We start from the raw sequence: 20,073 nt of genomic DNA on the forward strand, positions 1-20,073 counted from the left end.
CGATCCGGCAAGCTCGACGGGTGACCCAACTGCAGACGCCGACCACGCTTTCCGTCGACTCCGCCCCGCGCCACCGCCTGCATCCGGCCTGGTTGGTCGCGGGTGTCGGTTTCGTCGCGCTGCTGGGCGCCGCCGCGTTCCGGTCGGTGCCGGGCGTGCTGCTCGACCCGCTGCACGAGGAGTTCGGTTGGTCACACGGCACCATCGGCGCGGCCGTCTCGCTGAATCTCTTGCTGTACGGCCTGATCTCCCCTTTCGCCGCAGCGCTGATGGATCGCTTCGGCATCCGCAAAGTGGTGGCCTGCGCGCTGGCACTGGTCGCGGCGGGTAGCGGGCTGACGGTGTTCATGTCCCAGCCGTGGCATCTGATGCTGACCTGGGGTCTGCTGGTCGGCGTAGGGGTGGGCTCGATGTCGATGCCGTTCGTCGCGACCATCACCGGCCGCTGGTTCGTGCGCCAGCGCGGCCTGGTCACCGGCGTGCTCACCGCCGCCGGCGCGACCGGCCAGCTGATCTTCCTGCCATTGATATCGGCGCTCGCACACACGCACGGCTGGCGGCTGCCATCGCTGATCGTCGCCGGCACGGCGCTGGCGGTGACGCCACTGGTGGTGCTGTTCATCCGCGACTTTCCGAGCGACGTCGGAGCACGGGCGTACGGGGCCGCGCCGGACAGTCCCGTGGGGATGCGGGTGCCCGCGGCCGGTGGTGCCTCGCGTGCGCTGACCGTGCTCGCCACGATTGCGCGTAACCCCGGATTCTGGTTGCTGGCAGGCGGCTTCGCGGTCTGCGGGGCGTCGACCAACGGGCTGGTCGGCACCCATTTCGTCAGTGCGGCGCACGATCACGGCATGCCACCGACCACCGCGGCGAGCTTGCTGGCGGTCGTGGGCATTTTCGATGTGGCGGGCACCATCGCGTCGGGCTGGCTGACCGACCGGCTGGACCCGCGCTACCTGCTGATCGGTTACTACTCGCTGCGCGGCTTCTCGCTGTTGATCCTGCCCGCGCTGCTGGGGCCGCACACGCAGCCGAGTCTGTGGGTCTTCATCGTCTTCTACGGCTTGGACTGGGTCGCTACGGTACCGCCGACGGTCGCGCTGTGCCGCGAACTGTTCGGCGCGGACGGCCCAGTGGCGTTCGGATGGGTCTTCGCCGCGCACCAGATCGGTGCGGCGTTGGCGGCCAGCGGCGCGGGCGTCATCCGTGACCTCCAGGGCAGCTACGATCTGGCCTGGTATCTGGCAGGCACGCTGTGCGGCGCAGCCGCGGTGATGTCGGCGGTGCTGCGCCGCGCCCCGCAACCGTCTTGACGGTCTCCGTGCCTCGGTATCCACGGCTGACGTGCCGCGCCGGCGGTGGGTCCCGAGGTGAAGACTGCCGGTGACCAGCTCGCCGGACGCTGCGGATGCGGCCCGGGCTCAGCTGTCGATGGCGTTGTGCGGGCGCGACTCGATGGCGGTGCGCGGTCGGTCCCAGCGGCTGGGCTCGTCCTTGCGGCGCGGCGGGCGGTCGTTCGCGATCAATACCGCGATCCAGGGCAGGGGAATGGAGGCCACGATGATCAGGATGGACAGCAGCGGATTGCCGAAGGCGCTGTAGGCGATCGCCGCGAGGACCAGGCAGGGGATGCGGAACGCCATGATGATCGTGTACCGCCGCACGCGGGCGCGGTGCTGATCCTCCAGCGACGGCGCCGCCTCGGTGATCAGTGCCGGGTGCTTGTCGTCACTGCCTGGGAAAAAACCGGAGGAACGGCGTGGCTGCGTCGGCATCGTCACGTCGGGGTGCTCTTCGCGGTCGCGGCCGTCGGCGGAGGGGGATTCGCCGTTCTGCTGCATACCCCGAGTCTTCCACTTGCGCTCCGCCCGCGCACCGCCCGGGTTCCCGACGACCGCTCTCGGTCTCGGCGACGATGGCGCGCCACCGCTGTCGGCCGCAGATGTGGTGATGCGGCATCATGGAATGCGTGAGCACCGACACCATGGTTCGCCCTGATACAACGACCGATGAGACGACGGGCGACGACACCCCGAAGTTCTTTCACTACGTGAAGAAGGACAGGATCGCTGAGAGTGCTGTGCTGGGCACCCACGTGGTCGCGTTGTGCGGAGAGGTCTTCCCGGTGACCCGCTCGCCCAAGCCGGGCTCTCCGGTGTGCCCGGAGTGCAAGAAGGTCTTCGACGGCCTGCGCAAGGGCGACTGAGCGCGGTCCCTACTCCAGCGACGAGGCCGACGTCCGCCGAAGGTCGAGCACCGCCGGGGAGCGGCTGGGTCCGGCGTCGTCCGGGCCTGCCGCGTCGTCGTCCCCGGTCGCTCCCGGCGAACTCGCATCGCTGTCGCCGCGTACCTGGTTGGCGATCCACTCCTTGACTTGCTCCATGCGGGTCGCGCGGGCGGGCCAGAGCTCCTGCACCGCCGCGTTGAACTCCGCGCCGAGGATCACCGCGAAGCCGAGGAAGAACGTGAACAGCAGAAACGCGATCGGCGTCGCGAGCGCGCCGTAGGTGACACCGGTCCGGGTTACCCAGGACAAATAGCGGCGCAGCAGCTCACTCGCCGCCATGAAGAACACTCCGGCTACCAGCGCGCCACCGAAGAGACGGTGCCACGGCAGCGAGGTGTGCAGCGCCAGCTTGTACAAGGTGGTGAGCCCGATGATCAGCAGCAGTCCGACGCCCGGATAGTAGAAGAAATCCAGCAGCTGAAGTCCCGGAGCACGCCACGTTGCGGGCAGCGCCCGCCCGATCAGCGTCGGCCCCAGCGCCACGAGCGGCAGGATGAACACCGCCGCCACCAGGAACAGGACGTACAGCAGCAGCGCGAAGATGCGCTGCCACACCGGGTGCCGCGCGTCCTGCTGGTCATGGGCCTCGACGATCGCGTCGACGAAGGTGGCCATCGCCGAGGATCCGGCCCACAGCGATAGCACGAAACCCACCGAGACCACCGCACCGCGTCCCCGCCCGAGGACGTCTTGCACCGTCGGCTCGATGAGGTCGGACACCACGTTCGCGCTGAACAAGTCCCGGCTGAACGCGATGATCTTGGTTTCCACGATCGCCACCGTGTCCGGACCGAACCATCCGCCGACGTAACCGAGACTGCCGAGCAGCCCGAGCAGCAGCGGCGCCAGCGAGAGTGTCTGCCAGAACGCGGCCGCGGCCGACTTGGCGAAGATCGAGTCTCCCCAGGCCTTCTCCGCTACCCGGACAACCAGCGCGACCGTTTGCCTGCTCGCGTGTGCCGCCTTCGTTCCCGCCTGGCCCGCCCGGCTCCGGGCGCGCGCCGTCGCTGTGCGGGCCGAGGCGGCATCGGTCCGCGGCGGAGTGCCCGGGTGGGCGCGGTGGTCGGTCATCGTCCCTACAGCATCGCGCACTTCGTCGATCGGCATCGGAGTACGGCGCGACGTGTCGGTGCGCATCGGGTGAACGTCCAGCGTCTTGGCTGGTGGACCTGTGATGCCCGTCGCGGCGGTCGCGTCGGTTTGGCGACACGCCGTACCGGGCCGCTAGGGTCGTCTGCGTGACTGGGTCGGGTGGCACCGCTGTGGCGGGAGAAGCGGGAGCGCCGGGCGATCCGAAAGCAACGAGCACGAGCGTCGGTGGATCTCTGCGTGCCTGGCAGCGGCGTGCGTTGACGAAGTATCTGGCCACCAAACCCCGAGATTTTCTCGCGGTCGCTACCCCTGGGGCGGGAAAGACGACGTTCGCGCTGCGCGTCGCGGCGGAACTGCTGGCCGACCGCACAGTGGACCAGATCACCGTCGTCGCGCCGACCGAACACCTCAAACATCAGTGGGCGCAGTCCGCGGCTCGCACCGGGATCGCGCTGGACTCGCGGTTCTCCAACGCCGCCGGCGCCACCTCGGGGGACTACCACGGCGTTGTGGTCACCTACGCGCAGGTCGCCGCGCATCCATTCCGGCATCGGGTGCGCACCGAGAACCGCAGGACGCTCGTTGTTCTCGACGAGATCCACCACGCGGGTGACGCGAAGACCTGGGGTGACGCGACAGCCGAGGCGTTCGGCGACGCCACCCGCCGCCTCGCGCTGACCGGTACCCCGTTCCGCAGCGACGACAGCCCGATCCCTTTCGTCGTCTACGAACCCGACGAGTCCGGTTTCCCGAAGTCCCGCGCCGACCACACCTACGGTTATGCCGAGGCGCTCGCGGACGGCGTCGTGCGGCCGGTGGTCTTCCTGGCCTACTCCGGCGAGGCGCACTGGCGCGACAGCGCGGGCGAGGAGTACACCGCGCGCCTCGGCGAGCCGCTGAACGCCGAGCAGACCGCCCGGGCCTGGCGCACCGCGCTGGACCCGGCGGGTGACTGGATGTCGGCCGTGCTGCGGGCCGCCGACATCCGGCTGCGGCAGAAGCGCGCTTCCGGCATGCCCGACGCGGGCGGGCTGGTGATCGCCACCGACCAGGACCGCGCCCGCGACTACGCCGAACTGCTGGAACACATCTCGGGCGAAAAGCCGGTGCTGGTGCTCTCCGATGACCCGTCGTCCTCGAACCGGATCGCAGAGTTCAGCAACAGCACCCAACCGTGGATGGTCGCGGTGCGCATGGTGTCCGAGGGTGTCGACGTGCCGCGCCTGGCCGTTGGTGTGTACGCGACCAGCGCCGCCACCCCGCTGTACTTCGCCCAGGCGATCGGTCGGTTCGTGCGTGCCCGCAAGCCCGGCGAGACCGCGACCGTGTTCCTGCCGTCGGTGCCGGTACTGCTGGATCTGGCCGCGCAACTGGAATTGCAGCGCGACCATGTCATCGGCAAGCCGCACCGGGAGAAGGACGGACTCGACGACGAGTTGCTGCTCGAGGCGAGCAAGCAGAAGGACGAGCCCGGCGAGCAGGACAAATCGTTTGTCGCGCTGGCCGCCGACGCCGAACTCGACCAGGTGATCTACGACGGCTCCTCGTTCGGTACAGCTACGTTCGCCGGCAGTGACGAGGAGGCCGATTACCTGGGTATTCCGGGGTTGCTCGATGCCGAGCAGATGCGTGCGCTGCTGCGCGAGCGGCAGGCCAGGCAGGTTGCCGAGCGCGGGACGGCTGCGACCGCACCCGAGCCGGGCCCGCAGGTGGCCGGCGCCGCGGAACGTGTCGCCACGGCCGACCGGCTCGGCGAACTGCGCCGCGAGCTCAACAGCCTGGTAGCGATGCATCACCACCGCACCGGTAAACCACATGGCGTGATCCATGGCGAGTTGCGGCGCGAGTGCGGCGGACCGCCGACCGCGCTGGCCACCGCGGATCAGCTCGGTGAGCGCATCGCGGCGCTGCGCCGAAGGTAGCGTGCGCTGGTGAGATCGCTGATCCGGCGCATGGCCGCTGTTTCGATTGCCCGGCAGCACGCCGCGATGTGCGCGCTCCTGCGGCGAGCAGCGCCAGCGCGGCGCTCGGCAGCGGGCTCCGGTGGTCTGTGCGTGGGCAGTGCAGGTCGCCGGCGAGCTGCACCAGGCGCCCGCCGACTCGGCTGGCGCCTTCGATTATGGGCTGGTCGGACTGCTGGCGGACGGCATCCTCGGCACGGTGTCGGCGTCCTGACCCGTCCGCCGAAAACGCCGACAGCGGGCGACCTGTGGTCGCCCGCTGTCGGTGATGACGGTGTTCTGTTGTCCGATGCTGTTGTGTCAGGACGCGAGGAGCGAATCAGAGTTCGGGAGCGGACTCCGTGTCGATCACGGCGTCCAGCTCACGCAGCCGATCCATGTGTTCGTTCGCGTGGTGCTGGCAGAAGAGCAACTCTCCACCCGCGGGCAGTACGGCGCGCACTCGGGCCGCCGCCCCGCAGCGGTCGCAACGATCGACCGCGGTCAGTGGGGTGCTTGTCAGGGTTCCTGGCATGACTCCTCCGTCCTGGCTCCCGGTCCCGACGACCGTTCACCTGGTGTGGGGCCCGTGGTCACTCACCACGAGCTCGCTACCGCTACTTCCCAGCAGGGGTAGGACTACTCTGTCAGACGTTCGGGACGGGGGACTTTGTTCCCGCGAATGATTCAGTGTGTTTTCGCTAACACGACCTGGGATTTCGCTACGGGCGAACGCCCCAGGTCGGTTCTCGAAGTGCACTCGATCACATCCTCGATCGGCCGATTCAGTTGTCCACCGGGAGATTACCCGTGATCTACGACACTCACACGCTTGTTCATCTATGCACTGTGAGCGAGTGGCTTTCCGCCCGGCAAACGGGCGAGCATTGCCCGCCCTCGCTCGAGGAGGCGGGGTACATCCACCTCTCGGCTCCGCGGCAAGTGCACCTGCCCGCGAACCGGTTGTTCGCGGGACGGCGCGATCTGGTTTTGCTGCGCATCGACCCTGGGCGGTTGAACTCGCCGATCAAGTGGGAGCCGGGTGTGCCGACCGATCCGGAGTCGATGCTCTTCCCTCATCTGTACGGTCCATTGCCGGTGTCGGCGGTCACCGCGGTGCAGGAGTACCGGCCCGGCGTGGATGGGACATTCGCTCCGCTCGCCGGGTGAGCATCGGCCGCGGACCTCGCGGGCGACGATCGCGCGGGCTGAACCCGGGGCCGCGCACCGAGTTTCAGCAAGTACCCGCGAGACGTGCGTCGTGACGGCCGTCTCGCCGATGGACGGCTTGCCGGCGATCTGCGCGGTCGACAATCCGTTGGCGCGGCAGTCGAGCACTTCACATTCCGGTCGGTGAGCTCGTCCAGGCCGGACGGAACCGATTGCGCCGCAGTGGGATTTGGTCGTCGGCGATCACTACTCGAATCGTCGTGTCGCGCCTGGGGAGCGCAGTGGCGACCGGGCCGGCACTTCCCAGCAGCCGGAATCCGGTCCGGCGCTGAAGCTCCCGTCGACCGCGGCCGTACGCTCGCGCATCATGACCAAGCTGGAGGGACCGCGTGATTGCGGCATTCGCTGGGTCGGGTGCCACGCTCGGTCATCGTGGACAGGCCGGTGAGACATAGCGCCGAGCCACCGGCGAAGACGATCACAGTGCCCGGGCACGTCCCGCGTTCGCTCGGGCCCTTCCCGCCATCGCCGCGTGCCCCCAGCACAGCTCAGGGCGCAGACCACACGCCGACGGCCGAAGTGCTGACCGCACGGTTTATCGACCCGGACATCCGGCTAATCTGGAGGGCGTGAACGTCGACGTCACCGCACTACCCGGCATTGGTGTCCGCAAGGACTTCGAAGTGCGCTCCGGCCGCCGAATCGGCGTGGTCGCCCACCGTGACGGTGATATCGACCTGATCGTCTCCAAGCTCGATGATCCGGATGCCTGTGCCGCGCAGATCCCGCTGACCACGGACGAGGCGGCGGTGCTGGCCAATCTGCTGGGGGCGCCGCAGCTGGTCGCGCGACTCAACGACGATCACCGCGACCTGCCCGGGATCACCACCCGTCAGCTGCCGATCGGCGATGAGTCGCCCTACGACGGCCGCACCCTCGGCGAGACCCAGATGCGCACCCGGACGAAGGTCTCCATCGTCGCGGTCATGCGGGCGGGGCAGCTGCATCCCTCGCCCGGCCCTGATTTCACCTTCACCGCGGGCGACTTGCTCGTGGTCGTCGGCACCCCGGAGGGTCTCGATGCCGCCGCGAAGATCTTGACGCACGGCTGAGCACGTGACTGACACCGCGCTCGCACTGATCGAGCTCGGAGCGGTTCTGTTCGCCCTCGGCATGCTGGGGCGCGTCGCGGGCCGGGTCGGTATGTCACCGATCCCGCTGTATCTGATCGGCGGCGTGGCCTTCGGTCAGGGCGGATTCATCGAACTCCGGTCGGCCTACGAGTTCGGCCATATCGCCGGGGAGATCGGCGTAGTGCTGCTGCTGTTGCTGCTCGGCCTGGAGTACACGGCCGCGGAGCTGGTGACCGGGCTGCGGCGCTCATGGGACGCCGGAATCGTCGACATCGTGGTCAATGCGACGCCGGGCGTGGTGGTAGCTCTGCTGCTGGGCTGGGGCCTGCCCGGCGCGATCACGATGGGAGGCGTCACCTACATCTCGTCCTCGGGGATCGTGGCGAAGGTCCTCGACGATCTCGGTCGTCTCGGCAACCGCGAGACGCCGGTGATCCTGTCCATCCTGGTGTTCGAGGATCTGGCGATGGCGGTGTACCTGCCGATTCTCACCACGGTTCTGGCCGGACTGAGCTGGATCAGCGGGATGCGTGCGCTGGGCCTGGCGCTGATGACGATCACACTGGTGCTCATGGTGGCGCTGCGCTACGGCCGCCACGTCTCAGCGATCGTGGACAGCGCCGATCGGGAGGTTTTCCTGCTGACCCTGCTCGGCGGAGCGCTGCTGGTGGCGGGCATCGCCTCCGCCCTGAGCGTGTCGGCGGCGGTCGGGGCGTTTCTGCTCGGCATCGCGATCTCCGGTTCGACCGCCGCCGCAGCCGTGAAACTGCTCGAGCCGCTGCGCGACCTGTTCGCGGCGATCTTCTTCGTAGCCTTCGGACTCAACACCGACCTGCAGTCGATTCCGCCGGTGCTGGGCTGGGCGGTGGTGCTGGCGGTCGTCACGCTCGCGACAAAGGTCGCCACCGGATGGTGGGCCGCCGCCAGGCAGGGCATCCGGCGGATGGGCCGGGCTCGGGCGGGCGCCGCGCTCGTCGCGCGCGGCGAATTCTCGATAGTCATCGCGGGATTGGCGGTGAGCGCGGGCGCGATGGACGGCCGGCTCACCGCCCTCGCCTCGACCTACGTCCTGCTGATGGCGGTGCTGGGACCGGTCGCGGCGCGCGTGGTCGAGCCCATGATGGGGCTGCTGCAACGCCGTGTCCGTTCCGAGCCCGCGATCTCCTGATCAGCCTGCGTAGTGCGGCGGGCCGGTGCCATCCATGGAGCCGATCGCCATGGTGTGCGGACCCGCGAAGCCGGGCAGCAACGACATCGGGCCCGGTTGCCGAGCCGCAAAAATTGCTCTGACCAGCGTTGACGTCGGTGACGGGTCGCTCGTTGCGCACCGAGCCGGCGCCGCGTGGACAACGAGGATCGGCGGCGGTTCACCCGAGCCGCAAAACGCGACGCCCGCATTCGCGGCAGCGCTGGAATATCAAGCGGCACAACGAATGCGGGCGTCGAGACGAAGCGACCTAGTCCAGGTAGTCGCGCAGCACCTGCGAGCGGCTGGGGTGGCGCAGCTTGCTCATGGTCTTCGACTCGATCTGGCGGATGCGCTCGCGGGTGACCCCGTACACCTGCCCGATCTCGTCGAGGGTGCGCGGCTGGCCGTCGGTCAGACCGAAGCGCAGCCGGACAACGCCCGCCTCGCGTTCCGAGAGCGTCTCCAGCACGGACTGCAGCTGGTCCTGCAGCAGCGTGAAGCTGACCGCGTCCACCGCGACGACGGCTTCGGAGTCCTCGATGAAGTCGCCGAGCTGGCTGTCGCCTTCGTCGCCGATGGTCTGGTCCAGCGAGATGGGCTCACGCGCGTACTGCTGGATCTCCAGCACCTTCTCCGGCGTGATGTCCATTTCCTTGGCCAGCTCCTCCGGTGTCGGCTCGCGGCCGAGGTCCTGGAGCAACTCGCGCTGGATGCGGCCGAGCTTGTTGATGACCTCGACCATGTGCACCGGGATGCGAATGGTGCGGGCCTGGTCGGCCATGGCGCGGGTGATGGCCTGCCGGATCCACCAGGTGGCGTACGTGGAGAACTTGTAGCCCTTGGTGTAGTCGAACTTCTCCACCGCGCGGATCAGACCCAGGTTGCCCTCCTGGATCAGGTCCAGGAACGCCATACCGCGGCCGGTGTAGCGCTTGGCGAGCGACACGACCAAGCGCAGGTTGGCCTCGAGCAGATGGTTCTTGGCCCGGTTGCCGTCGCGGACGATCCAGTTGAAGTCGCGGCGCGTCGCGACCGGCGGCTTCTCGCCCTGCTCGGTGAACTCGCGCACCTTCTCCGCCGCGTAGAGTCCGGCCTCGATCCGTTTGGCGAGCTCGACCTCCTCCTCGGCGTTGAGCAGCGCGACCTTGCCGATCTGCTTGAGGTAGGCGCGCACCGAGTCGGCCGAGGCGGTGAGCTCCGCGTCCTTGCGAGCTTGCCGCAGCGCCTCGGATTCCTCCTCGTCCCACACGAAATCGCCGGAGGCTTTCTCCGCCGCGGTGGGCTCTTCGGCCTGCTCGGCTTCCTCGCTCTCGGCTTCCTCGGCGACGTCGACCAGATCCTCACCGTCGGCGAGGTCTTCTTCGGAGACCTCCAGGTCGCCGAGATCGTCGAGTTCCAGCGACTCGTCATCGAGGGCTTCCTCGGCGCCGGGCTCGCCATCGGGTCCGGCCTTCTTGGTAGTGGCCTTCTTCGCCGGAGCCTTGGTCGCCTTGGCGGCCTTCTTGGCAGGCGCCTTCTTGGCGGCGGCCTTCTTCGCCGGGGCCTTCTTCGCGGCAGCCTTACGGACCGGCCGTGCTGCGGTTCCATCTGCGGAGTCGGCATCGGCCGATTCGGCGGTCTGACGGGTATTCGTGGCTACCACGTACGCCCTTTCGTGACGGTCTCGTGCGGCGTCACGCCAGAGTAGTGTTCCGGCGGAGCGATCTGTCGGGTTTCACCGGCGGAGGGCCGGTCGGTGTTTCTCCGGCTCAGCCGGGCACGTTCCATTGTAACGATCTCACCAGGGTACCTACGGCACGATGCCGGTAACCGCATCCCCGTCGCGCCCGCGCGCCTCACGGAGTGATTCCCTCGTCGATCGCCATCGCCGCGCCGACGATGCCCGCGGTATTTCGCAGGTGGGCGGGGATGACCGGGGTTCGGTTGGTGAGCAACGGGATCCACCGGTCGGCATCCCGGCTGATGCCGCCGCCCGCCACGAATACGACCGGGAAGAAGAGGTTCTCCAGCGTGGTCAACACGATGCTGACTTCCGCGGCCCACTGCTCGTAGGTCAAGCCGTCGCGCTCCTTCACCGAGGCTGCCGCGCGGTGCTCGCTTTCGCTGCCACCGACTTCCAGGTGACCGAACTCGGTGTTGGGTACCAGCGTGCCGTTGTAGAGCAGCGCGGAACCGATGCCGGTGCCGAAGGTCAGCAGCAGGACCAGCCCGGCGAAATCCTTCGCCGCGCCGTAGCGGTCCTCGGCCATCCCCGCCGCGTCCGCGTCGTTGAGCACGGTGACCGGGCGGCCGCCGAGCGCGGTCGAGAACAGCGCCCGCGCGTCGGTCCCGATCCAGGACTTGTCGATGTTGGCCGCGGTGTGCGCCACACCGCCGATCACCACCGCGGGCAGGGTGACGCCGACCGGGCCATCCCACTCGGCCTTGGCGACCAGCTCCGCCACCGCCTCGGCCACCGCCTGCGGTGTCGCGGGGTACGGCGTCGCGATCTTGAGCCGCTCATGGACCAACCCGCCGGTGGTCAGATCCACCAGTGCGCCTTTGACGCCGCTACCGCCGATATCGATGCCGAACGCGTGCCCCCGAGCAGACATGACTGACCCTTCATTCCCTGTGCCGGCCGGTGTGGTGACAGCGTCGCCGCACCCGGACCCACGACGCCATGACAGGGCGATGCGATGGGATGCCCGACGACGACGCTGTGTCGTGCACGACAAGAATAATGCGGGACCGGGGCTGGGCGTTCGGCGAGGATCTGTGATGCGATGGAAGGCGTGCCGGAAACCTCATCGCCAGTGTCCGACTACACCCCCGACTCGTTCCTCTCGATCGTCGCGCGCGGCGATGAGGCCGATCTGCGTCGCGTCGCGGTCGATCTCGCGGAAACCGCCGCCGCCCATGTCCGCGCCCGTCGGCCCGAGGTGTTCGGGCCCGCGGGCGCGCACGCCGAAGGCGCCGTGCAGGCCAAGAGTCATGCCACCGACCCGGTGACCATCGTGGATACCGAGACTGAAGAGCTGATCCGAAGAATGCTCGCCGAACAGCGCCCCGGTGACCCGATCCTCGGCGAGGAGGGCGGCGGCAGTATCGACGACGGGAGTGCCGATGTCGTCCACTGGGTCGTGGATCCGATCGACGGTACGGTCAACTTCCTCTACGGCATCCCGGGATACGCCGTCTCGGTGGCTGCGCTGCGTGGTGGGCGACCGGTCGCGGGCGCCGTGGTCGATGTCGCGCGAGCGGCTACCTACAGCGCCGGGCTCGGGCTCGGCGCGCTGCGTGTCGGCGCCGACGGTGTGGTGGAGCATCTGCGTTGCACGTCCGTCGAGACGGTTTCGATGTCGTTGGTGGCCACCGGATTCGCCTATGGCCGTCAGCGCCGGACGCGCCAGGCCGAGCTGATCGCGCAGGTGCTGCCGCATGTGCGCGACATCCGCCGCTTCGGCGCGGCGGCGCTGGATCTGTGTCACGTCGCGGCGGGCCGCGTGGACGCCTATTTCGAGCACGGGCTCAATGCCTGGGACTGGGGTGCGGGCGCGCTGATCGCCGCTGAGGCGGGTGCGCGCCTGACCCTTCCGCCCGCGACGTCCCCGGGCACCGACGGCGACCTGGTCGTGGCCGCCGCGCCGGGCATCGCGGAAGAACTCGGGGTGCTGCTGAACCGGGTCGGCGCGACCGACCCGATTCCCGATCGCTGATCAGCAGCGGGCCTGCCGGGCGGCGCCGAGCAGGTCGACATCGATCGCCGTGGAGTTCCCTGGAGCGGGGTTCTTCAGCGAACGCAGCACCTCCTCTGCGTCATTGCTGGGCCGGATATCCCGGAACAGTGAACCGAGCACCAGATCGACGGTGTCGTCGCTGCGCTGATCCTCGATCAGTTCGGCGCACGGCGCGACCAACTGCACCGCCGCGGCGGCCGGACGCCCGCTCACACCGAAGCGGATCTGTCCCGTGCACTCCAGATCACCGTTGACGTAGACCGAATCGTTGCCGTATTGCGTCCCGGGCGCGCTCGCGAAGCCGAGGTCACCGAGCTGCGCGGCGACGTGGGCGGCTTGACCGCGCTGGTTGTTCGCGTTGAGTACCCGCACCTTGCTGGCCGCCAGTGCGGTCGGCTCCACGTCCTGCAGCCGCCCCGCGCCGACCCGTTGACCGAGCGCAGTGGGTTGCGGTGCACCGGGGTCGGTGGCGGGGCTGGGTGAGTTGCAGGCCATCGCGGTGTGATCGGTCTCGTGCGTCGTGAGTGCCTTGATCCAGACGATCCCGCAGATCAAAGCGAGAACGCCGAGCATGACGAGCCAGGGCTGGGGGCGGCGCCGAAGGAACGGCCGACCGTGCGAATCCGTCGCGGCGCCTTCGGTGATCAGTGAAACCACCAACACACTCTACGAAAATGTGTCCCGGACGCCGTGCAAGGTCTCGGTGCGTTCCGCCGATGGTATCGATTGGCCGTCAGTTTCGACTCTTCCGGGTTTTGATTGCGACTTTTGCTCCGAGGTCCGCTATTGTCTGGCGGCCCAGATCGATTCACCAACGTTGAAACCGGTGGTCGGTCGCGGGAACAAGAAGGGCATGTCCTGCGTTTACCCAGCGCTATCGAGAGTGGATCGGTGCGATCCACCCTGATAGGCGACCGGTGTACGTGTGATGTGCACCATTGGCGGGGCGGTATCGGTCGCACCGATTCCGGCAGGAATCAGGTGTGAACGAACCGGTCCGGGATATACGGAGTTAGGACGAGGGGAAGACGACATGGCAACCGACTATGACGCACCGAGGCGCACCGAATCCGACGATGTGTCGGAGGACTCGCTGGAGGAGCTGAAGGCTCGTCGTAACGAGGCGCAGTCCGCCGTCGTGGATATCGACGAATCCGATACCGCGGAGTCGTTCGAGCTTCCCGGCGCCGACCTGTCCGAGGAAGTGCTGACCGTTCGGGTGATCCCGAAGCAGGCCGACGAGTTCACCTGTTCCAGCTGTTTCCTGGTCCATCACCGGAGCAGGCTGGCCAGCGACAAGGGCGGCCAGATGATCTGCATGGATTGTGCAGCCTGATCGCGACGAGATCGAATATGTGTCAGTCCGCGCTCGGAATACCGAGCGCGGCGAGGACCCGTTCGGGCCGTCTCGTGCTCACCAGCCAATACGGCGTCGGATCGTCCGGGTCATCGAGCACGAGCAAGACCATCGGCCCGACCCACGGGCGATGCTGCACGTAGGCGGCGGGGTCGAGCTGGCGTCCCAGCGCCGCGCTTTTCGCGGTGGGGGCGACTGCGGCCGCGCGGGCGACGAAATTCACCGGTAGATGTGCGCGGTCGGCGCGCAGCTCCGGCGTGCCGGTCGCGTCGAGCGTCACCTCGACGCGATGGCGGCTCAGCCACAGCAGCACCCAGACCGGGACCGGGAACAGCAGGACGTAAGGCAGCCAGGCGCGTAGCCCTGGCGCACCCATATGGATCTCCGCGGCCAGCAATCCCGCGATGGCGAAGGCGACCGGCCACCACCACAGCGGCACCCACAGGCGCTCGCGGTAGCGGTTCGCGGGCTGCTTCTTCTCGTCCCTGATCACAGGATTGGGCTGGTCCGACACGAGTCAACACTAAGTCACGAGGGCAAACGGCTTACGCGTAGGCTCGTCCAACGTGAGCGCACTTTCACCGATACCCTTGCTGCGGCTCGACCCCGGCATTCCCGTGCCCACGCGTGCCCATGCGGGCGACGCGGGCGTGGATCTGTGCACCACACAGGACGTCATACTGGAGCCGGGGCAGCGGGTATTGGTCGGCACCGGCGTCGCCGTCGCGCTGCCGGTCGGCACGGTCGGCCTGATCCATCCGCGCTCGGGTCTGGCGGCGAAGTCCGGCCTGTCGGTGGTGAACACCCCCGGCACGGTCGACGCAGGGTATCGGGGCGAGATCAAGGTGTGCCTGATCAACCACGACCCGCGCACGCCGATCGAGTTGCGTCGCGGCGACCGGATCGCGCAATTGCTGGTGCAGCGAGTGGAGCTGGTGGATTTCGTGGAGGTGGGCTCGCTCGATGAGACGACCCGTGGGGCAGGTGGCTACGGCTCCAGCGGCGGTCACGCGAGTCTGACCGAGCGGACGAATGGGGCGGGCCGGGCGACCGGCAAGGAGGCATGACGGGAATGTTCGGAATGCGAAAGAAGTCGTCGGACCCCGACGATCGGTACGACGAGGCGGGCGACTACGCCGACGCCGACGACCAGCCGGACTACGACAACGAGTACTACGACGACACCCCGACCGACGAGCGCTCCTACGCGGGCGTGGAGTTCGGCGCCGACCCGCTGGGGGGCAGGCCCGGCCCCTACGACTACGACGAGGTCGCCGAACTGCTGGAGAATGTCGCCGAGCAGCGGCTCGATCTCGGGTCGGTGCTGCTGCCGGTCCCGCCCGGTGGCCAGTTGCAGGTCGAGATGACCCCGGAAGGCCGGCCGCAGGCGGTGCACCTGGCCACCGAGCACGGCCGGATCACCGTCGCGGCCTACGCCGCGCCCAAGACCTCGGGCCAGTGGCGTTTGGTCGCGGCGGATCTCGCCGACTCGCTGCGCAAGGACGGTGCCGAGGTCGCGGTGCAGAACGGGCCATGGGGTCGGGAGTTGCTGGCGCACACCGAGGGCGCCGACTTGCGATTTATCGGCGTCGACGGCTACCGCTGGATGGTGCGACTGGTCGCCGCGGGGCCCTCCGGCGCGGCGAACGATGCAAGCCCGCTGGTCAAGGCGGCGCGCGCCATCCTCGCCGAGACGGTGGTGCGGCGCGGCGAGGATCCGTTGCCGGTGCGTGAGCCGCTGCCGGTGGTGCTGCCGCAGCAACTGGCGGAGCAGCTGGCCGCGGCCCATCAGCAGCAAGTGGAAACCCAGCAGCAGGCGATGGCCGCACAAGCGGCGGCGACGCAGACCGGTGCGCAACCGGTGCTTCCCCCACGGATGCCGCAGGAGCCGCGCCGGGGCGCGGACGGCTCGGCGATGCAGCAGCTCGGCCGGAACTGAGCAGCCCGCGACCGGCTACGCACTCAGCCGAAGGCGCCGATTCCGGTATGCCCGAGGATCGCTGGGTCGGCGCCTAATTCGTCCAGGGTGATCCGGCACAGGTGCGATCGGGGGGCCAGCGCGGTCCAGTCCTCGGCTACCTCCGGCGGATGTACCGGATCATCGACCGCGGTGACCACGACGAGCGGCGGCGCCAAGGTGGCCAGCCGGTCGGCATCCGGCCATTTGTAGTCGGCAGCCTCGTCCAATGCCGCGGGCAAATGCGGCCATTGCGCGCGCCACGACTGGGTCAGCGCGTCCGCCAGCCACCGCGGGCTGCTCGCTCGCATACGGGCGAGCACCACCGCCAGACCGTCGGCGCGCAGCTGCGCGGCCGTCGCCGCGGCGCTGAGTGCGGCTGGACAGGCGGCGGTGTCGGGTCCGGTCCAGGCCGGCAGCGCCGCGACGATCCCGACCACGCGATCCGGGTGCTCGGCCGCCCACTCCAGCGCGATCGCCGCCCCGAGCGAGATCCCCGCAGCCAGGATCGGACCAGCGCCCGCCGCCTGCTCCAACCCGGCCCGGCAGCTCGCGACGACCCGGCGCGGGTCCGGTTCCACCGCGAGGAAGTCGAGACCGCGTGCCGTGCTGGCGGGCCCGAAGGCGCGCCGGGCGAAATCGGCGTCGGATCCGGTGCCGGGCAGCGCGACGACGCGAGCCGGACGTGGGAAGTCGAACATCGGTCCGAGCGTAGCGGGGGTGGCCCAGCCCATCTACAGTGGCGGTGTACGGCCGCAACAGGCCGTGCCACCGGAATCCCCCATGATGGTGTGCGACCCACGCCATCTGCGCTATGCAGGAGAGCGTGCACAATGTCATCCGCAGCCTCAGGTTATTTTCGACGTCTGGGCCGCAGACTGACCGGAGACCTCGATCAGCTGGATGCCGAAGAGCTGGCCGAGACTTCCGAGGCGTCGGGAGCGCACCGCGCGTCGGAGTGTCGGCGTGGTGACGAGGCCACGATGCTCGGTAGGCTTCGGAGTGTCGAAGCGTGTTCCAAGTCCGCTGGAGCCAGTGTGCAGGCGGAATTCTTCGACGGCACCGACTCCATCACGCTGGTCTGGATCGGGCGCAGGCGCATTCCCGGTATCGAGCCGGGGCGGCGCATCCTGGTCCGTGGTCGGGTGGGCGACCGCGACGGCCGCAAGGTGATCTTCAACCCCTACTACGAATTGCGTGGGAACAGCTGACGTATGCCATCGAGCGACGACAAAGCAGGCTCCGGCGACCGCATCGGACTCGACGTGCCCGACGGGCGTGAGGTACCCGACGGACGTGCCGAGGAACGTGCCGAGCAGACCCTCCTCGAACAATTGGGCGGCTTCAGCGGCCTGATCTACTCGACGCTGCCGGTTGTCGTGTTCGTCCCGGTGAACAGTCTCGCCGGACTGACCGCCGCGGTCTGGGCGGCGCTCGGCGTGGCCGCGGCCATCCTGGCCTGGCGCCTGGTGCGGCGCAATCCCGTCCAGCCCGCGATTTCCGGTTTCCTCGGTGTCGGCGTCTGTGCTTTCATCGCCTACCGGATGGGTGAGGCCAAGGGATTCTTCCTCTTCGGCATTTACACCAGCCTCGTGTACGCCGGGGTTTTCCTCGTCTCCATCCTGTTCCGTCGACCGCTGGTCGGCGTGATCTGGGGCGTACTGAACGGCCACGGCTCCGACTGGCGGTCCGATCCGCGGCTGGTGCGCCTGTACGACCTGGCTACCAGTGCGTGGGTCCTGGTGTTCGGCGCCCGCTACCTGGTGCAGTCGCAGCTCTACGACACCGACCGCACCGGCTGGCTCGCGTTCGCCCGCATCGCGATGGGCTGGCCATTGACCGCGGTGGCGTTGGGCGTCACCTTCTGGGCGGTGCGCCGTGCGGGGCATCTGCCCAGCAAGAAGGTCACGGCGACCGAGCCCGCCCACCGTTGACTTTCCGCCGCCGGCCGGCGAAAACCGCAGGGGTGGGGTAACGACTACCGCCGAGGTGGGCGGTTACCCACCCTGGGGTGCCTGGTTGCCGCCCCGAGTTCATCAGACGATCTATGCGTATCGAAAACACGTACTGGATCGGCAAGGAAGGACTCGGACGTGGCTACCGAGCACAACACCGCGGCGCTGCCCAAGAACCACAACCCTGCTCTCTCGGAGAGCCGCCGGGTATCGGCCGAGCTGGACGAGCTGATCGGTCCGGCGGCCGCGGGCGACCGCCGGGCGGTCGCCGAGATCATCCGGGTCGTGCATCCGCTGGTGCGGCGCTACTGCGGTGCGCGCCTGGGCAATACGGCCCATCTGCAGGTCACCGCAGACGACGTGGTGCAGGAGATCCTCCTGGCCACGGTCAACGCCATCCCGCGCTACCAGGACCAGGGCAAGTCCTTCCTGGCGTTCGTGTACGGCATCGCGGCCAACAAGGTCGCCGACGCGTTCCGCCGCTCGCAGCAGCACCCCGCCTACCCGGTGGCCGACGTCCCGGACTACGCGTCTTCCGCGGCCGGACCCGAGGAATGGGCGCTGGCATCGGAACGACGCGCCGCCACAAGGGAACTCATGAAGGTGCTGGCGCCGGCACACCGGGAGGTGCTGGTGATGCGCATCGTGCTCGGCTGGTCGGCGGCGCAGACCGCGGAGGCCATCGGTACCAGCCCGGGTGTGGTCCGGGTGATGCAGCACCGCGCGCTGAACAAGCTGCGCGCGGAGCTGAAGACCGCCGCGTAGTCCTCGGTGCCGGCGCGCCAAGGACACCTCGGCCGTATCGGAGGGTTATGGCCGGATGCCGTGGTTGGCGAGCTCGAGCCGGAGGTCATCCTCGGCTTCCACCGAGGTCACGAACAACAGTTCGTCGTCGCCCTCGAAGGGGTCATCCGGCTGCGGCACGATCACCCGTCCACCGCGCAGGATCGTCACGAGGGCGGCATCGCGCGGCAGGGTGAGCGTGCGCACCGGCTTGCCTGCCAGCGCGGTGTCCCCGGGCAGCGTTATCTCCACCAGGTTCGCTTGGCCCTGACGCAGCGTCATCAGGCGCACCAGGTCGCCGACGGACACCGCCTCCTCGACCAGCGAGGCCAGCAGCCGGGGTGTGGATACCGCGACGTCCACGCCCCACGAGGCGTCGAAGAGCCACTCGTTGCGCGGATCGTTCACCCGGGCCACCACCCGGCGTACCCCGAACTCGGTCTTGGCCAACAGGCTGTGCACCAGGTTCGTCTTGTCGTCCCCGGTGGCCGCGATCACAACTTCGTAGGTCTCCAGTCCGGCCTGCTCGAGCAACGCCAGCTCGCACGCGTCGGCGTGCACCCAGACCGCGTCCGGGATCGCCGCGGAATCGATGTGCTCGAGCTGACGCTCCAGCAGCATCACCTGGTGCCCGGCGCGCAGGAGTTCCCTGGCGATCGATCGGCCGACGGCGCCTGCTCCGGCGATGGCCACTTTCATTTTCAGTCCTCGCTCGCTGGGGGCTTCGCGGCCAGTGCGACGGCCTCGCCCACGGTGCCGGATGCCGCCGCTACGTAGACGATGTCGTCGGCCTGGACGATGGTCTTGCCGTCGGGCAGCAACGCCTGGCCGAAGCGGATGATGAACGCGACCCTGGTCGCGGTGGTCTGCTCCAAGTCGCGCACCGTGCGGCCGAACCACTCTTCGTGCAACGTCAGCTGTGTCACAGCAACCGTCCCGGTGGGGTCACGCCACGTGGTGGTGCTGGAGTCGCCGATGAGCGCCCGCAGGAAGCGGTCGGTCGTCCACGGCACGGTGGCGATGGTCGGGATGCCGAGGCGCTCGTAGACGGCCGCGCGTTTGGCGTCGTAGATTCGGGCGACGACGCGCTGCACGCCGAACATCTCTCGCGCGACCCGGGCGGAGATGATGTTGGAGTTATCGCCGGAGGACACGGCCGCGAACGCGTCCGCCCGCTCGATTCCGGCGCTCATCAGCACATCTCGATCGAATCCGACACCGGTCACCCGGTGGCCGGGGAAGTCGGAACCCAGGCGCAGAAACGCGCTGGAGTCCCGGTCGATCACGGTGACTTCGTGACCTATGCGGACCAGGGCATGAGCCAGCGACGAGCCGACGCGCCCGCACCCCATGATCACTACGTACACCGTGCAACCTCTTCCTGCAACCATGGTGTTCGGTCTGCTCTGCTGTCCGCTCGAACGGTACCCGTCGAATGATTCCACCGGCCACGTTCCCCCTGCGGCCGCCGAGCAAACCTATGAGCCACGC

24 protein-coding genes and 1 pseudogene are annotated in these 20,073 nt (G+C 68.6%); 14 read left to right on the top strand and 11 right to left on the bottom strand.

Annotation, left to right across the window (positions count from 1 at the left end):
• The first annotated feature begins 20 nt into the window (after positions 1–20).
• Positions 21–1,313: an MFS transporter gene (locus ACT86A_RS07160; protein WP_445091189.1), complete on the top strand. Its 1,293-nt coding sequence runs from the start codon at positions 21–23 to the stop codon at positions 1,311–1,313.
• A 108-nt stretch (positions 1,314–1,421) separates the two neighbouring features.
• On the opposite strand, the gene ACT86A_RS07165 is transcribed toward ACT86A_RS07160, so the two are convergent.
• Positions 1,422–1,775: a DUF3099 domain-containing protein gene (locus tag ACT86A_RS07165; RefSeq protein WP_445091339.1), complete on the bottom strand. Its 354-nt coding sequence runs from the start codon at positions 1,773–1,775 to the stop codon at positions 1,422–1,424.
• Between the two features lie 194 nt (positions 1,776–1,969).
• On the opposite strand from ACT86A_RS07165, the gene ACT86A_RS07170 reads away from it, so the two are divergent.
• Positions 1,970–2,206: a DUF3039 domain-containing protein gene (locus ACT86A_RS07170; RefSeq protein ID WP_445091190.1), complete on the top strand. Its 237-nt coding sequence runs from the start codon at positions 1,970–1,972 to the stop codon at positions 2,204–2,206.
• Positions 2,207–2,215: 9 nt separating this feature from the next.
• Here the strand turns inward: ACT86A_RS07170 and ACT86A_RS07175 are convergent, their stop codons facing one another.
• Entirely contained in the window at positions 2,216–3,424 is a 1,209-nt protein-coding gene (locus ACT86A_RS07175; RefSeq protein WP_445091191.1) for a YihY/virulence factor BrkB family protein, read from the bottom strand.
• Positions 3,425–3,549: 125 nt separating this feature from the next.
• Here ACT86A_RS07175 and ACT86A_RS07180 point away from each other — a divergent pair, with 125 nt between their 5' ends.
• On the top strand, positions 3,550–5,301 hold the full coding sequence (locus ACT86A_RS07180) for a DEAD/DEAH box helicase (protein WP_445091340.1): 1,752 nt from the start codon (positions 3,550–3,552) through the stop codon (positions 5,299–5,301).
• A 46-nt stretch (positions 5,302–5,347) separates the two neighbouring features.
• The gene (locus ACT86A_RS07185) at positions 5,348–5,554 is read left to right on the top strand and encodes a hypothetical protein (protein ID WP_445091192.1); all 207 of its coding nucleotides are present in this window, start codon (positions 5,348–5,350) and stop codon (positions 5,552–5,554) included.
• A gap of 105 nt (positions 5,555–5,659) precedes the next feature.
• Here the strand turns inward: ACT86A_RS07185 and ACT86A_RS07190 are convergent, their stop codons facing one another.
• Entirely contained in the window at positions 5,660–5,854 is a 195-nt protein-coding gene (locus ACT86A_RS07190; RefSeq protein WP_412801006.1) for a DUF7455 domain-containing protein, read from the bottom strand.
• Positions 5,855–6,132: 278 nt separating this feature from the next.
• On the opposite strand from ACT86A_RS07190, the gene ACT86A_RS07195 reads away from it, so the two are divergent.
• The gene (locus ACT86A_RS07195) at positions 6,133–6,489 is read left to right on the top strand and encodes a DUF952 domain-containing protein (protein ID WP_445091341.1); all 357 of its coding nucleotides are present in this window, start codon (positions 6,133–6,135) and stop codon (positions 6,487–6,489) included.
• A gap of 120 nt (positions 6,490–6,609) precedes the next feature.
• On the opposite strand, the pseudogene ACT86A_RS07200 reads toward ACT86A_RS07195, so the two are convergent.
• A pseudogene (locus tag ACT86A_RS07200) lies at positions 6,610–6,657 on the bottom strand (hypothetical protein); the annotation flags it as partial.
• 461 nt (positions 6,658–7,118) lie between these two features.
• Here ACT86A_RS07200 and ACT86A_RS07205 point away from each other — a divergent pair.
• Both ACT86A_RS07205 and ACT86A_RS07210 read left to right on the top strand, forming a co-directional pair.
• Positions 7,119–7,601, top strand: coding sequence for a cation:proton antiporter regulatory subunit (locus ACT86A_RS07205; protein WP_445091193.1), 483 nt, complete (start codon positions 7,119–7,121; stop codon positions 7,599–7,601).
• Positions 7,602–7,605: 4 nt separating this feature from the next.
• Positions 7,606–8,790, top strand: a complete 1,185-nt coding sequence (locus ACT86A_RS07210; protein WP_445091194.1) for a cation:proton antiporter — start codon at positions 7,606–7,608, stop codon at positions 8,788–8,790.
• 289 nt (positions 8,791–9,079) lie between these two features.
• Here ACT86A_RS07210 and ACT86A_RS07215 read toward each other — a convergent pair whose 3' ends face one another.
• Both ACT86A_RS07215 and ppgK read right to left on the bottom strand, forming a co-directional pair.
• A complete protein-coding gene (locus ACT86A_RS07215) occupies positions 9,080–10,453 on the bottom strand; it encodes an RNA polymerase sigma factor (protein WP_445091195.1) in 1,374 nt (457 codons plus the stop codon).
• A gap of 193 nt (positions 10,454–10,646) precedes the next feature.
• Complete coding sequence (gene ppgK / locus ACT86A_RS07220) at positions 10,647–11,405, bottom strand: polyphosphate--glucose phosphotransferase (RefSeq protein ID WP_445091196.1); 759 nt, start codon at positions 11,403–11,405, stop codon at positions 10,647–10,649.
• Between the two features lie 171 nt (positions 11,406–11,576).
• Between ppgK and ACT86A_RS07225 the strand changes: the two genes are divergently transcribed.
• A complete protein-coding gene (locus ACT86A_RS07225; RefSeq protein ID WP_445091197.1) occupies positions 11,577–12,509 on the top strand; it encodes an inositol monophosphatase family protein in 933 nt (310 codons plus the stop codon).
• Here the strand turns inward: ACT86A_RS07225 and cei are convergent, their stop codons facing one another.
• On the bottom strand, positions 12,510–13,187 hold the full coding sequence (cei, locus tag ACT86A_RS07230) for an envelope integrity protein Cei (protein ID WP_445091198.1): 678 nt from the start codon (positions 13,185–13,187) through the stop codon (positions 12,510–12,512).
• Between the two features lie 376 nt (positions 13,188–13,563).
• Between cei and ACT86A_RS07235 the strand changes: the two genes are divergently transcribed.
• Positions 13,564–13,866: a DUF4193 domain-containing protein gene (locus ACT86A_RS07235; RefSeq protein ID WP_014351871.1), complete on the top strand. Its 303-nt coding sequence runs from the start codon at positions 13,564–13,566 to the stop codon at positions 13,864–13,866.
• 22 nt (positions 13,867–13,888) lie between these two features.
• On the opposite strand, the gene ACT86A_RS07240 is transcribed toward ACT86A_RS07235, so the two are convergent.
• A complete protein-coding gene (locus ACT86A_RS07240) occupies positions 13,889–14,401 on the bottom strand; it encodes a DUF3093 domain-containing protein (RefSeq protein WP_445091199.1) in 513 nt (170 codons plus the stop codon).
• A 52-nt stretch (positions 14,402–14,453) separates the two neighbouring features.
• On the opposite strand from ACT86A_RS07240, the gene dut reads away from it, so the two are divergent.
• Together dut and ACT86A_RS07250 are read left to right on the top strand one after the other, a co-directional pair.
• The gene (gene dut, locus ACT86A_RS07245) at positions 14,454–14,954 is read left to right on the top strand and encodes a dUTP diphosphatase (RefSeq protein WP_445091200.1); all 501 of its coding nucleotides are present in this window, start codon (positions 14,454–14,456) and stop codon (positions 14,952–14,954) included.
• 5 nt (positions 14,955–14,959) lie between these two features.
• On the top strand, positions 14,960–15,826 hold the full coding sequence (locus ACT86A_RS07250) for a DUF3710 domain-containing protein (protein ID WP_445091201.1): 867 nt from the start codon (positions 14,960–14,962) through the stop codon (positions 15,824–15,826).
• Between the two features lie 23 nt (positions 15,827–15,849).
• On the opposite strand, the gene ACT86A_RS07255 is transcribed toward ACT86A_RS07250, so the two are convergent.
• Positions 15,850–16,545: an alpha/beta hydrolase gene (locus ACT86A_RS07255; RefSeq protein ID WP_445091202.1), complete on the bottom strand. Its 696-nt coding sequence runs from the start codon at positions 16,543–16,545 to the stop codon at positions 15,850–15,852.
• Between the two features lie 132 nt (positions 16,546–16,677).
• On the opposite strand from ACT86A_RS07255, the gene ACT86A_RS07260 reads away from it, so the two are divergent.
• The 3 genes from ACT86A_RS07260 to ACT86A_RS07270 all read left to right on the top strand — a co-directional run bounded on the left by ACT86A_RS07260 (position 16,678) and on the right by ACT86A_RS07270 (position 18,564).
• The gene (locus ACT86A_RS07260; RefSeq protein ID WP_445091203.1) at positions 16,678–17,055 is read left to right on the top strand and encodes an OB-fold nucleic acid binding domain-containing protein; all 378 of its coding nucleotides are present in this window, start codon (positions 16,678–16,680) and stop codon (positions 17,053–17,055) included.
• Between the two features lie 3 nt (positions 17,056–17,058).
• Entirely contained in the window at positions 17,059–17,778 is a 720-nt protein-coding gene (locus tag ACT86A_RS07265) for a DUF3159 domain-containing protein (RefSeq protein WP_445091204.1), read from the top strand.
• Positions 17,779–17,937: 159 nt separating this feature from the next.
• On the top strand, positions 17,938–18,564 hold the full coding sequence (locus ACT86A_RS07270) for a sigma-70 family RNA polymerase sigma factor (RefSeq protein WP_445091205.1): 627 nt from the start codon (positions 17,938–17,940) through the stop codon (positions 18,562–18,564).
• Positions 18,565–18,609: 45 nt separating this feature from the next.
• On the opposite strand, the gene ACT86A_RS07275 is transcribed toward ACT86A_RS07270, so the two are convergent.
• Positions 18,610–19,281: a potassium channel family protein gene (locus ACT86A_RS07275; RefSeq protein ID WP_445091206.1), complete on the bottom strand. Its 672-nt coding sequence runs from the start codon at positions 19,279–19,281 to the stop codon at positions 18,610–18,612.
• Between the two features lie 2 nt (positions 19,282–19,283).
• Entirely contained in the window at positions 19,284–19,949 is a 666-nt protein-coding gene (locus tag ACT86A_RS07280; RefSeq protein WP_445091207.1) for a potassium channel family protein, read from the bottom strand.
• Between the last annotated feature and the right edge of the window lie 124 nt (positions 19,950–20,073).

This window comes from Nocardia glycosmidis (assembly GCF_052545115.1).